Source organism: Streptomyces sp. NPDC027189, from assembly GCF_055566975.1.
The window spans coordinates 158,378-170,683 of sequence record NZ_JBVHRI010000004.1 but is presented as its reverse complement, the minus strand read 5'-3'; the positions used below and the strand labels follow the sequence as shown (position 1 = coordinate 170,683).

Annotated in this window: 10 protein-coding genes; 6 read left to right on the top strand and 4 right to left on the bottom strand. The window is 70.7% G+C overall.

From position 1 onward, the window contains the following. Nucleotides 1-33 precede the first annotated feature (33 nt). Entirely contained in the window at nucleotides 34-300 is a 267-nt protein-coding gene (locus ACZ4RZ_RS11735) for a protealysin inhibitor emfourin (protein ID WP_467743808.1), read from the bottom strand. Between the two features lie 32 nt (nucleotides 301-332). Continuing rightward, nucleotides 333-1,403, bottom strand: a complete 1,071-nt coding sequence (locus ACZ4RZ_RS11730; RefSeq protein WP_467743807.1) for a M4 family metallopeptidase — start codon at nucleotides 1,401-1,403, stop codon at nucleotides 333-335. A gap of 330 nt (nucleotides 1,404-1,733) precedes the next feature. Here ACZ4RZ_RS11730 and leuA point away from each other — a divergent pair, with 330 nt between their 5' ends. The 6 genes from leuA (at nucleotide 1,734) to ACZ4RZ_RS11700 (ending at nucleotide 10,025) form a co-directional block, all read left to right on the top strand. After that, nucleotides 1,734-3,464 (top strand): 2-isopropylmalate synthase, encoded by a 1,731-nt coding sequence (leuA, locus tag ACZ4RZ_RS11725; RefSeq protein ID WP_467743806.1) that lies wholly within the window; start codon nucleotides 1,734-1,736, stop codon nucleotides 3,462-3,464. Nucleotides 3,465-3,650: 186 nt separating this feature from the next. Continuing rightward, nucleotides 3,651-4,346: a tellurite resistance TerB family protein gene (locus ACZ4RZ_RS11720; RefSeq protein ID WP_467743805.1), complete on the top strand. Its 696-nt coding sequence runs from the start codon at nucleotides 3,651-3,653 to the stop codon at nucleotides 4,344-4,346. Nucleotides 4,347-4,485: 139 nt separating this feature from the next. Further along, nucleotides 4,486-6,570, top strand: a complete 2,085-nt coding sequence (locus tag ACZ4RZ_RS11715; protein WP_467743804.1) for an MMPL family transporter — start codon at nucleotides 4,486-4,488, stop codon at nucleotides 6,568-6,570. A 71-nt stretch (nucleotides 6,571-6,641) separates the two neighbouring features. Next, nucleotides 6,642-8,036: a sensor histidine kinase gene (locus ACZ4RZ_RS11710; RefSeq protein WP_467744317.1), complete on the top strand. Its 1,395-nt coding sequence runs from the start codon at nucleotides 6,642-6,644 to the stop codon at nucleotides 8,034-8,036. Beyond that, nucleotides 8,033-8,704 (top strand): response regulator transcription factor, encoded by a 672-nt coding sequence (locus ACZ4RZ_RS11705; protein ID WP_467743803.1) that lies wholly within the window; start codon nucleotides 8,033-8,035, stop codon nucleotides 8,702-8,704. The genes ACZ4RZ_RS11710 and ACZ4RZ_RS11705 overlap by 4 nt, the downstream gene beginning before the upstream one ends. 112 nt (nucleotides 8,705-8,816) lie before the next feature. Then, entirely contained in the window at nucleotides 8,817-10,025 is a 1,209-nt protein-coding gene (locus tag ACZ4RZ_RS11700) for a sialidase family protein (protein ID WP_467743802.1), read from the top strand. Between the two features lie 180 nt (nucleotides 10,026-10,205). Here the strand turns inward: ACZ4RZ_RS11700 and ACZ4RZ_RS11695 are convergent, their stop codons facing one another. Together ACZ4RZ_RS11695 and ACZ4RZ_RS11690 are read right to left on the bottom strand one after the other, a co-directional pair. Continuing rightward, nucleotides 10,206-11,189, bottom strand: a complete 984-nt coding sequence (locus ACZ4RZ_RS11695; protein ID WP_467743801.1) for a dihydrodipicolinate synthase family protein — start codon at nucleotides 11,187-11,189, stop codon at nucleotides 10,206-10,208. After that, nucleotides 11,186-12,253 (bottom strand): oligopeptide/dipeptide ABC transporter ATP-binding protein, encoded by a 1,068-nt coding sequence (locus ACZ4RZ_RS11690; RefSeq protein WP_467743800.1) that lies wholly within the window; start codon nucleotides 12,251-12,253, stop codon nucleotides 11,186-11,188. The genes ACZ4RZ_RS11695 and ACZ4RZ_RS11690 overlap by 4 nt, the downstream gene beginning before the upstream one ends. Between the last annotated feature and the right edge of the window lie 53 nt (nucleotides 12,254-12,306).

Below are 12,306 nucleotides of genomic sequence, written 5' to 3'. Positions count from 1 at the left end.
GCCCCTGACCGGCGTCGCCCTGGGCCCCCGTTCTTAGGCACCCTCCTTCAGCACCCGCGAAATCAGCTTCCGCTGCTCCTCGGTCAGGCGGGGATCCGCGGCGTACACCGTCTTCCCGTCCACCGTGATCTCGTAGCTGAAGCCGTCCGGGACACCGATGGGGGGCACGCCCCGGCCGGCGGCGATCGCCTGCTCGGCCAGGGCGTGCCACTCATGGGCGTCGGGCCGTCCCGAGGTGTTCACCTCGGCATGGCGCTCGATGCCCGCGAATCCGCCCGTGCGCCTCACCTGAATACGCATGGGTCCTGTCTAGTACGAGTCGGGGGCCGGGGCTACGCGGTCGGCACTCCGACCTGTTCCCAGGCCTTCACCACGGCCTGGAGTTCCTCTCCCTCGCTGTACCGGGAGCGGGCCGCGGCGAGTGTGAGTCGCGCGAAGTCCGAGAACAGTGCCTGCGAAGGAAGCTCGCCGCCGGTCAGGACGTCGTACCAGATCTGCCCGGCCCGCTCCCACGCGTGGCCGCCGAGCGTCTCGGCGACGAGGTAGAAGGCGTGGTTGGGGATGCCGGAGTTGATGTGGACGCCGCCGTTGTCGCGGCCGGTGCGGACGTAGTTGTCCATCGTCGCGGGCTGCGGGTCCTTGCCGAGCACATCGTCGTCGTACGCGCTGCCCGGCTCCTTCATGGAGCGCAGCGCCGTGCCGGTGACGCGCGGGGCGAGCAGGCCGGCGCCGATCAGCCAGTCGGCCTCGGTGGCGGTCTGGCCGAGCGTGTACTGCTTGATCAGCGAGCCGAAGACGTCCGACATGGACTCGTTCAGGGCGCCGGGCTGGCCGAAGTAGGTGAGGTTCGCCGTGTACTGGGTGACGCCGTGGGTCAGCTCGTGGCCGATGACGTCGACCGGGATGGTGAAGTCGAGGAAGATCTCGCCGTCACCGTCGCCGAACACCATCTGCTCGCCGTTCCAGAACGCGTTGTTGTAGTTCTGGTCGAAGTGCACGGTGGCGTCGAGAGGCAGGCCCTCGCCGTTGATCGAGTTGCGCTGGTACGCGTTCAGGTAGAGCTCGAAGGTCGCGCCCAGACCGGCGTACGCGCGGTTGACGGTGGCGTCCTTGCCCGGCTTGTCGCCCTCGCCGCGGACCTTCTTGCCGGGCAGGTCCTGGTGGTGGCGGGCGTCGTAGATCGTGCGGTGCGGCTTCTGCTCGGCCGCTTCCTTGGGTGGCGCGATGGTCGGGGCGCCGATGACCGTGGTCAGCCGGCGGTGGGTGCGCTCGTAGGCGTCGCGTTCCAGGGTCTGGCGCGCGGGACCGGCGAGCGCGGGGTCCTCGTGCTGGGCGAGCTTGTCGAGGACGTGGGGCGGCACGATGGGGCAGAAGACGGGCTCGAAGCCCCCGTTGGTCGTCATGCCCGGCACCTTTGCACTGAGTTATCTTTCTGTCACTACCTGCAACCATGATTGGTGAAATGGGGCAATAAGGAGCCTCGAAGTCCGGCCGGGAGTGGTATGGCGCACCTTTTTGCACCTTTCGTTCCTTTCGTGGTCGCGATCCCGCATACTGATACAGCCCCCCGCACGGAGCACGGCTCGGCTAGGCTGCAGAGCATCATGCGTTTCGGGCTGCTTCTCCTTAGCTGCCGCGGCGAGGGCCTGTAGTCGAGGCCGACCCCCTCCCCGCGGAGTCTGGCGTTGCGCCGTCGGCCGTCCTTTCCGGACACCACGAGGAGCCCACGCATCATGGCGAACAGCCAGAACCGCCAGCAGGCCACGTCCATGCCGATCCACAAGTACGGTCGGTACGACCAGGTCGACATCCCGGACCGTACCTGGCCGGAGAACCGGATCACCGTCGCCCCCCGCTGGCTCTCCACGGACCTGCGCGACGGCAACCAGGCCCTGATCGACCCCATGTCACCCACGCGCAAGCGCGCGATGTTCGACCTGCTGGTGAAGATGGGCTACAAGGAGATCGAGGTCGGCTTTCCGGCGTCGGGCCAGACGGACTTCGACTTCGTACGGTCGATCATCGAGGACGAGAACGCGATCCCGGACGACGTGACGATCTCCGTGCTGACCCAGGCCCGTGAGGACCTGATCGAGCGGACCGTCGAGTCGCTGAAGGGCGCCAAGCGCGCCACCGTGCACCTGTACAACGCGACCGCGCCGGTCTTCCGCCGAGTCGTCTTCCGCGGCTCCAAGGACGACATCAAGCAGATCGCGGTCGACGGCACGCGGCTGGTCATCGAGTACGCGGAGAAGCTGCTGGGTCCGGAGACGGAATTCGGCTACCAGTACAGCCCCGAGATCTTCACCGACACCGAGCTGGACTTCGCCCTGGAGGTCTGCGAGGCGGTCATGGACGTCTGGCAGCCCGGCCCGGGCCGCGAGATCATCCTCAACCTGCCCGCCACGGTGGAGCGTTCGACCCCCTCCACGCACGCGGACCGCTTCGAGTGGATGGGCCGCAACCTGTCCCGCCGCGAGCACGTCTGCCTGTCCATCCACCCGCACAACGACCGCGGTACGGCCGTCGCCGCCGCCGAGCTGGCGCTGATGGCCGGCGCCGACCGCGTCGAGGGCTGTCTGTTCGGGCAGGGCGAGCGCACCGGCAACGTCGACCTGGTCACCCTGGGCATGAACCTGTTCTCGCAGGGTGTCGACCCGCAGATCGACTTCTCCGACATCGACGAGATCCGTCGTACGTGGGAGTACTGCAACCAGATGGAGGTCCACGCACGCCACCCGTACGTCGGCGACCTCGTCTACACCTCCTTCTCCGGCTCCCACCAGGACGCCATCAAGAAGGGCTTCGACGCGATGGAGGCCGACGCGGCTGCCAAGGGCGTCACGGTCGACGACATCGAGTGGGCCGTCCCGTACCTGCCGATCGACCCGAAGGACGTCGGCCGCTCCTACGAGGCCGTCATCCGCGTCAACTCGCAGTCCGGCAAGGGCGGCATCGCGTACGTCCTGAAGAACGACCACAAGCTGGACCTGCCGCGCCGGATGCAGATCGAGTTCTCGAAGATCATCCAGACGAAGACGGACGCCGAGGGCGGCGAGGTCACGCCGAAGGACATCTGGGCGACCTTCCAGGACGAGTACCTGCCGAACCCCGACAACGCGTGGGGCCGTATCCAGGTCAAGAACGGCCAGTCGACCACCGACACCGACGGTGTGGACACGCTGAAGGTCGAGGCCACGGTCGACGGCCAGGACACCGTCCTGACCGGCTCCGGCAACGGTCCGATCTCCGCGTTCTTCGACGCCCTGCAGTCCATCGGCATCGACGTACGCCTCCTGGACTACCAGGAGCACACGATGAGCGAGGGCGCCTCCGCGCAGGCCGCCTCGTACATCGAATGCGCGATCGACGACAAGGTTCTGTGGGGAATCGGCATCGACGCGAATACGACACGTGCCTCGCTGAAGGCTGTCGTCTCCGCCGTCAACCGCGCGGCCCGCTGACCTCGTTCACCTGGTTCTTTCCGGCTCCGTCCGCCTTTCGAGGCGGGCGGAGCCGCGTCGTTTACCGGCCAATCCGCGTGAAGGTCACGAGCAGGTCTCGTCCGGGGTACTGACTCCGCATCAACAATGTGGCTAACATCACGCCAGCGCGGCGATGTTGCCGCAGGGTTACGGAGGTGTGCGACGGTGCTGCCAGAACGGGGACGAAACGGTCGTGCAGTTCAGGTTTCCCGCGTCCTGGGCACCCGTACCGCGTGGACCACCGTCGGCGACGGCGAGTTCTTCTGTCCCGGCTGCGGAGGCGACCGCAACTACCAGCGCCTCACCGGCCGTCGCCGCTTCACCCTCCTCGGTGTTCCCGTTCTCCCGCGCGGCGAGACCGGGCCCGTCGTCGAATGCGCCGCCTGCAGCCACCACTACGGCGCCGACGTCCTCGACCACCCCACCACCACCCGCTTCGCGGCGATGCTCCGCGACGCCGTCCACACCGTCGCCCTCGCCGTGCTCGCCGCGGGCGGCACCTGCGCCCGTACGTCGCTGGAGACGGCCGCGGGCGCCGTGCGCTCGGCCGGTTTCGACGACTGCACGGAGGACCAGCTCGGCGCGCTCGTCGAGGCGCTCGCCGCGGACACCGGCCGGGTCTTCGGGGAGCCGTGCGGCGCGAGTCTGGCCATAGAGCTCCACGAGGCGCTGGACCCGCTGGCCCCGCACCTCGCGCCGACCGGCCGGGAGGCGATCCTCCTCCAGGGCGCGCGCATCGCGCTGGCGGACGGCCCCTACACCCCCGCCGAGCGGGACGTGCTGGCCACCGTGGGCGCGGCACTGACGATCTGCTCGGACGACGTGACGCGGTTGCTGGTGGCGGCGCGTACGCCGTCGTAGTACTCCCCAGGGAGTAATGCCCCTGTCTCGCCACCCCTCGGAGTAGCCCCGAACTCGCCCTCCCGCGCGACGATTCCGGTCCCGCGCGCCGGGAGTCTGGTGTCTGTCCAGACACCGGCCAGGAGGGGAGGACCCCGTCATGGGGCCCGGAAAGACAACCACGCACAGTCGGCGCAGGGCCGTGCCCTGGGTGCTGCTCGGGCTCTGGGTGGCCGTGCTGGCCGTCGTCGGGCCGTTCGCGTCGAAGCTCGCGGACGTGCAGCACGACCGCGCCGTGGACTATCTCCCGGCGAGCGCGGACTCCACCCAAGTGGCGAAGATCGAGGACCAGTTGCCCGGTGGCGAGACCACCGAGCTGGTCCTCGTCTACCACCGCGACGGCGGGCTGAGCGCCGCCGACCGCGCGACGGCCACGCGCCAGGTCGCCGAGATCACCAAGGAGAACCCGCTCACGGCACCCCCGAAGGGTGTGCCGTCCCGGGACGGCACCACGCTGATGTACCCGGTCGCCAGCTCCGCGCCCGGGACGGACGAGAAGAAGCGGGACGCGTTCGTGAACGACGTACGCGATGTCGCCCGCACCGAGAACGGCATGAGCGTCGACGTGGGCGGTCCCGGCGCGCTCGCCACCGACGCCGCCGAGGTCTACAACTCCCTCGGCGGACCGCTGCTCTACACCACCGTCGCCGTGGTCGCCGTCCTGCTGATCCTCATCTACCGCAGCCCGCTGCTGTGGCTCGTACCGCTCGCCGTGGCGGGCGTCGCCGACTACCTGTCGACGGGCGTCGCGTACGGCCTCCACCAGGCCTTCGGGACCACCATCTCCGGCCAGAGCTCGGGCGTGATGACGATCCTCGTCTTCGGTGCCGGGACCGACTACGCGCTGCTGCTCATCTCCCGCTACCGCGAGGAGCTGCGACGCGTGGAGCGGCCGTACGACGCGATGCGGAAGGCCCTGCGCGGCTGCGGGCCCGCCGTGCTCGCCTCCTCCGGCACCGTCGCCGCCGGACTGCTGTGCCTGCTCGCCGCCGACCTCAACAGCAGCCGGGGCATGGGACCGATGGGCACGCTCGGCGTGCTGTGCGCGCTCGTCGCCATGCTGACCCTGCTGCCCGCCGTACTCGTCCTGCTCGGGCGGCGGGTGTTCTGGCCGCTCGTGCCCGCGTACGGGAGCGAGCCCAGGCAGCGGCGGAGTCTGTTCGCCGCGATGGGGTCCTCCGCCGGACGCCGGCCGTACGCCGTCCTCGCGGGCGGCGCCGTACTGCTCGGGGCACTCGCCCTCGGCACGCTGAATCTGCCCGGCTCGCTCAAACAGCAGGACTCCTTCGTCCACAAGCCGGACTCGGTCGCCGCGATCGAGACCCTCGCCAAGGCCTACCCGGGGCAGGGCACCCAGCCGATCACCGTGATCACCCCCACCGGACGGGCGGACGCCGCGCTGGCCACGGTGCGGGACCACCAGGGCGTCGCGAGCGCCGAACGGGGCCGCAGCGGAAAGGGCTGGACGGAGATCTCCGTCATCGCGCGGGGCGCACCCCAGTCGGCGGCCGAGACCGCCACGATCAAGTCGCTCCGGGAAGATCTCAAGGGCTCGGGCTCGTACGTCGGCGGCCCGAGCGCCCAGCAGATCGACCTGCAGGACACCAACGCCCGCGACCGGCTCGTCGTCGTACCGATCGTGCTGGTGTCCGTGCTGCTGATTCTGATCGCCCTGTTGCGTTCGCTCGTCGCCCCGCTGCTGCTGGTCGTCGCCGTGATCGCGGTGTGGGGCGCGGCGCTGGGCATCGGCGGGCTGGTCTTCGGGCCGCTGTTCGGGTTCGAGGGGACGGATCCGGGGCTCGGGCTGCTGTCCTTCGTCTTCCTGGTGGCGTTGGGCGTCGACTACGGGATCTTCCTCATGCACCGGATGCGGGAGGAGTCGCTGTCCGGTGCCGAGCCCGTCACCGCCGCGCTCACCGCGCTGCGGACGACGGGAGGTGTGATCGCCTCGGCCGGCCTGGTCCTCGCGGCGACCTTCGCGGTGCTGACGAACATGGGGCTCGTGCAGCTCGTCGAGCTCGGGTTCGTGATCGCGGTCGGGGTGCTGCTCGACACGTTCCTCGTGCGGACATATCTGGTGACCAGTGCGAGTGTGGCGCTGCGACGGAGGGTGTGGTGGCCGGGCCGGCTGTCACGCGAGCCGGAGCAGGAGTCCCAGCGGCAGACACCCGTCGCCGTCGGTTGAACCACATCGGGCGCCCCTCCCTCCCGGAGGGGCGCCCCCTCACGGAGGATGAAGCGGTGGACGTCAAACGCATGCTGCTGCTCACCGGCTCCGGATACCGGGGGAACGTCGCCCCCGCACGGGTGCTGCGCCAGGACGCGCTGCTCGCCACCGCGGTGCTGGTCGTCGACGTGACCGTGGCACTCACGGTCGACACCGACGGCCGTCGGCTCGACGCGCTCGGCTGGACCCTGCTGATCGCCGCCCACATTCCGCTGGTGTGGCGGCGCCGCGCCCCGCTCGCGGCGTTCCTCGCGCTCGTTGCCTGCGCCGGCCCCTACCACGCGCTCGACTTCAACCACACGGCGCCGCTGGCCGTCTCGATGGTCGCCCTGTTCACCGTCGCCGTGACGGGGCGCCCGCTGCGCTCCCTGCTGGTCGGCGGCGGCGTCATCGGCCTGATGCTCGCGGTCAAGTTCGGGCAGGGCGCCGCCGAGGGCGCCCAGGCGCTGCGCGTGGCCGGCTGGATCGTCGCGTTCATCGTCCTCGGCGTGTACGTGCGCGTGCACGGGCAGTACGTCACCTCGGTCGTCGAGCGTGCCGAACGCGCCGAACGGACCCGCGAGGAGGAGGCCCGCCGCCGGGTCGCCGAGGAACGCCTGCGCATCGCCCGCGACCTGCACGATCTGCTCGCCCACAGCATCACCCTCATCGGCGTCCAGACGTCCGTCGCCGCGCACGTCCTGGCCGCCGATCCCGACCGCCTCGACCGCACGGCGGTCGCCCAGGCCCTCGACGACATCTCCGAGACCTGCCGCACCGCGCGCGGCGAGCTGCGCACCACGCTGGAAGTGCTGCGCGCCTCCGAGTACGGCGGGGACGGGCGCGGGCCGCTGCCCGGGCTCGACGGGGTGCCGGACCTGGTGGCGGCGGCACGGACCGCGGGCGCCACGGTGGAGACCGCGGTCGCGGTGGAAGCGGGTGACGTCCCGTCCGCCGTCGGCGCCGCCGCCTACCGGATCGTCCAGGAGGCGCTCACCAACGTGGTCCGCCACGCGGGTCCCGGCGTGACGGTAGGCGTGGACCTGCGGGCGGAGGACTGGGCGCTGCACGTCACGGTCACGGACGACGGCGTCGGCGACGCGGGCGGCACACCCGGGTTCGGGCTCGTGGGGATGCGGGAGCGGGCCCGTAGTGTGGGCGGGACGTTGGAGGCCGGGGTGCGGGAGGGGGGCGGGTTCGGGGTGTCGGCGGTGCTGCCACTGGGAGCCGGGGTGCCTGAGCAGCTGTCCCGGCGGGACGGCGTACATGATCCTGAGGCTGTACGTGATCTCGAAGCCGTACCTGATCCTCAAGCCGTGCGTGAGTCTGGTTCCGTACCTGATCCTCAAGCCGTACGTGAGTCTGGTTCCGTACGTGCGTCCGATGCCGTAAGTGAATCTGATCCCGTGCGTGCGGCTGAACTCCAGCGAGGCGAGTCCCGATGACCATCCGTGTACTCCTCGCCGACGATCAGACGCTCGTGCGGGCTGCGTTCGCCATGCTGGTCGAGTCGGCGCGGGACATGGAGGTGGTCGGGCAGGCGGCCACCGGGCGGGAGGCCGTGGAGCTGGCGCGCAGCGCGCGGGCCGATCTGGTCGTCATGGACATCCGCATGCCCGACCTGGACGGCATCGAGGCGACCCGGCTCATCGCGGCCGACGAGAACCTGGCCGGGGTCAGGGTCCTGGTCCTCACCACGTACGACACCGACGAGTACATCGCGGAGGCGCTGCGCGCGGGCGCATCCGGCTTCCTGGTGAAGGACACGAGGCCCGCCGAGCTCCTCGACGCCATCCGTACGGTGGCCGGTGGCGAGGCCCTGCTCTCGCCGGGCCCGACCGCCCGGCTGATCGCCCGTTTCCTGCGCAGCCCGTCGGCTCCGGCGCCCGCGGCGGGCGGTCCCGACGGCCTCTCCGAGCGGGAGCGCGAGGTGCTGACGCTGGTCGCGCGCGGCCTCAACAACACCGAGATAGCGGGTGCGTTGGGCCTGAGCCCGCTCACCGCGAAGACCCACGTGAGCCGCATCATGGGCAAGCTGGGTGCCCGCGACCGGGCCCAGCTGGTGATCGTGGCGTACGAGTCGGGACTCGTCACCCCCGGCACCGCCTGCTGAACTGACGCGACATCAACACGCCGTAGCCGCACGGATATTGATACGTCACCCCGGGCGCACTACGTTCTCCTGGACATCCCACGTCCTATGTCCCCGGAGTCCAGGGAGTGCCATGAGCATCACGAGCCGCAAGGTCGCGCTGGCGGCAGCCGTCGGGCTCCTCACCGCGCTCGCCGTCACCGGCACCGCGTCCGGCGCGCCGCTCGCCGGCCGGGGCTGCACCTCCTCCGTGCCGTACACGGCGGGGCAGGACGGCTACGACACGTACCGCATCCCGGCGACGGTCACCACGCGCGCGGGCACGCTGCTCGCCTTCGCCGAGGGGAGACACAACGGCGCGGGCGACACCGGCAACATCGACGTCGTCCTCAGACGCTCCTCCGACGGCGGCTGTACGTGGGGCCCGCTCCGGGTCGTCGCCTCCGGTGACGGCGACACCCGGGGCAATCCGGCGCCGGTGGTGGACCCGAAGACCGGCCGGATCGTGTTGGTCACGTCCTACAACAGCGGCGCCGTGACCGAGGCGCAGATAATGCGAGGCGAGGTCACGCCGGAACAGAGTCGTCGGGTCTTCGTCCAGACGAGCCGCGACGACGGCCGGCACTTCTCCGCTCCGCGCGACATCACGGCTCAGGTGAAGCTGCCGGGCTGGCGGTGGTACGCCACCGGCCCCGGCCACGCCATCGCGCTGCGCCACGGCCGGCATGCCGGGCGCCTGGTCGTCGCCGCCAACCACTCCGCCGCCCCGCCGGTGGGCTCCGCCGACACCGGGCAGGAGCCCAAGTACTACGGCGCGCACGCCATCTACAGCGACGACGGCGGGGTCACCTGGCGGCTGGGCTTTGTGGACGACTCGTACGACGGTGTCGACAACGCGAACGAGAGCGGCGCCGCGGAGCTCCCCGACGGTCGGCTGTACTTCACGTCCCGTGACCAGAACGGCACGAGTACCGGAAACCGCCTCGACTCGTACTCCAGCGACGGCGGCGAGACCCTGGACCGTCCCTACGCCGTCCAACCCGCCCTGAACGACGTCCCCGTCGTCCAAGCGAGCGTCCTCCAACTGAAGGGTCCTTCCGCCCCTCTCCTCTTCTCCGGCCCCTCCGTTCCCACCGCCCGTCAGTCCATGGCCATCTGGCGCAGCACGGACGCCGGCGGCTCCTTCACCAAGGCGAAGACGCTCTCCTCGCTGCGGGCCGCGTACTCCGACCTCGTGCAGCTCAGCGCCGCCCGGGTCGGCATCCTCTACGAGACCGGCGCGACGGGCACCTACGACACGATCGAGTTCCGCCGGGTGCCGGTGAGCGACTTGCTGGGGTGAGGGTTCGGCCGCGGGCCGGGGGGTGTTCGCGCAGTTCCCCGCGCCCCTTTTTAGGGGCGCGGGGAACTGCGCGATCTTTTAGGGGTCTGGGGGCGCAGCCCCCAGGGACGATGGGGGTCCCCCGCTCGAGCGAAGCCGAGAGCGGGGGAGGGTAGGGGCGGTGGGGGCGAAAACCACCCCTTACAGCAACCCCGCGCCCGCCAGATACTTCCCCACCAGCTCGACCTCCCCCTCCGCCAACGGAACCTGCGGCTCGGCCGTAGCCGGGCAGTCGATGATCCCCCGCAGATACAGCGCGGCCTTGAACGCCCCGAGGGCCGACGAGCTACCGCCCATCCGGGCGGGATCCCCCACACCCACCATCCGGAACAGCGCGCACAGCCGTTCCTGCTCGGCCCGAGCCCGCTCCCAGTCACCGTCGCGGCAGAGCCGGAACAGACGCACGTATCCGACCGGATCGACGTTCCCGAGCCCGGGCACCGCCCCGTCCGCCCCGAGCGCCAGCGCGGAGTCGACGACGACTTCGGAACCGGTGAGGAGGGTGAATCCGCTGATGTCGGGGTGGGAGCGGGCACCGGTCACGACGGTGCGGAAGGCGCCGAGGTCGCCGCTGGAGTCCTTGAGGCCGGCGAGAACACCGTCCGCGGCCAGCTCCAGCACCAGGTCCGCGCTCAGCTTGGTGTGGACGGAGACGGGGAGGTCGTAGGCGAAGACCGGCACGGGCGACCGCGTGGCGATCACGCGGTAGTGGCGGGCGATCTCCGCCGGATGGGTGCGGGTGTAGAAGGGGGCCGTGACCACCACGGCATCCGCGCCCGCCGCCGTCACATCCCGAACGTGGTCCAGGACGCGCGGCGTCGTCATGTCGATCGCACCCGCCAGCACCGGGAGACGGCCGGCGACATGGCCGGCCACGGTCTTCACGACCAGCCTGCGCTGCGCGTCCGTCAGATACGCCGCCTCCGACGTCGAGCCGAGCACGAACAGACCGTCCACCCCGCCGTCCACCAGATGGTTCACGAGCCTGATGAGCGAGGGGACGTCCACCTCGCGTTCCGGTGTCAGGGGAGTGCAGACGGGCGGTACGACACCGGTCAACGGAATTGAAAAAGGCGCGAAGCGCGGCCTTGAAAGGGCGGTGGTGGGAGACGGGTGGGCGGTCATGAAGGCTCCCTGATGTGCTGCTGGAACGGAACGTCGGCCATGGCGGTGGCCGGGGCGGCGGACTCGGCCTGCGCGACCAGCGCGCGCGTGGACTGGCCCTCCTCCACAGGATGGTGGCACCGGTAGCGGTGATCGGGGGCCGACGCGGCCGTGAAGTCGGGCATCGAGGCGCCACATGCCTCGTCCGCCTTCCAGCAGCGGGTGCGGAACGGGCAGCCGCTCGGCGGACGCGTCGCCGACGGGACGGGGCCCACCAGCGGGATCGGGTCGATGGGGTCGAGCAGGCCCGGGGTCGCCGAGAAGAGGGCTCGCGTGTACGGGTGGCGGGAGCGGTCGGTGACCTCGTCGGCCGGTGACTCCTCGACGATCCGGCCGAGGTACATCGTGATCACCCGGTCGCTCATCCGTCGTACCGTCTGGATGTCGTGCGAGACGAACACCAGGGCCAGGCCGAGGCGCTCCTTCAGGTCCAGGAGGAGGTTCAGGATCTGGGCGCGGACCGACACGTCGAGAGCGCTCGTCGGCTCGTCGGCCACCACCAGGTCCGGGTCCAGCGCCAGGGCCCGGGCGATCGCCACGCGTTGGCGCTGGCCGCCGGAGAGCTGGCCGGGCAGGGCGTCCGCGAGGGCGCGGGGCAGGCCGACCAGTGCCATCAACTCCCGTACCCGGTCCGCACGTTCGGCGGTCGTGCCGCGCCGGTGGACGTCCAGCGGGTCCCGCAGGATCTGGCGGATCGTCAGCCGCCGGTTCAGCGCCGTCGACGGGTCCTGGAAGATCATGCCGGTGCTGCTGCCGATGGCCGTGCGCCGTTCCGCGGGTTTCATGGACCACACGTCCTGGCCGCGGAAGGTCACCGTGCCGGACGTCGGCCGCTGCACCCCCACCAGCACCTTCGCGAGCGTCGACTTGCCGCAGCCGGACTCGCCGACGACGCCGACCGTCTCGCCGGGCGCGATGGCGAGGTCGGCGCCGGTGAGGGCGTACACCCGGTCGCGGGCGAACAGACCGCCGGTGCGGGCCTTGTGGACGACATGGGTGTCGGACAGCGATACCAGTGCGGTCACTTGAGGGCCTCGGCTTTCCCAGTCGGCGCGGTCACTTGCTGGCCTTGGCGTTT

What these genes read in the sequence shown, in the direction of transcription:
- ACZ4RZ_RS11710 (WP_467744317.1), top strand. Translation starts at nt 6,642, where the DNA reads ATGCTGCTGCTCACCGGCTCCGGATACCGGGGGAACGTCGCCCCCGCA.
- ACZ4RZ_RS11730 (WP_467743807.1), bottom strand. Translation starts at nt 1,403, where the DNA reads ATGACGACCAACGGGGGCTTCGAGCCCGTCTTCTGCCCCATCGTGCCG.
- ACZ4RZ_RS11705 (WP_467743803.1), top strand. Translation starts at nt 8,033, where the DNA reads ATGACCATCCGTGTACTCCTCGCCGACGATCAGACGCTCGTGCGGGCT.
- ACZ4RZ_RS11735 (WP_467743808.1), bottom strand. Translation starts at nt 300, where the DNA reads ATGCGTATTCAGGTGAGGCGCACGGGCGGATTCGCGGGCATCGAGCGC.
- ACZ4RZ_RS11715 (WP_467743804.1), top strand. Translation starts at nt 4,486, where the DNA reads ATGGGGCCCGGAAAGACAACCACGCACAGTCGGCGCAGGGCCGTGCCC.
- ACZ4RZ_RS11700 (WP_467743802.1), top strand. Translation starts at nt 8,817, where the DNA reads ATGAGCATCACGAGCCGCAAGGTCGCGCTGGCGGCAGCCGTCGGGCTC.
- ACZ4RZ_RS11695 (WP_467743801.1), bottom strand. Translation starts at nt 11,189, where the DNA reads ATGACCGCCCACCCGTCTCCCACCACCGCCCTTTCAAGGCCGCGCTTC.
- leuA (WP_467743806.1), top strand. Translation starts at nt 1,734, where the DNA reads ATGGCGAACAGCCAGAACCGCCAGCAGGCCACGTCCATGCCGATCCAC.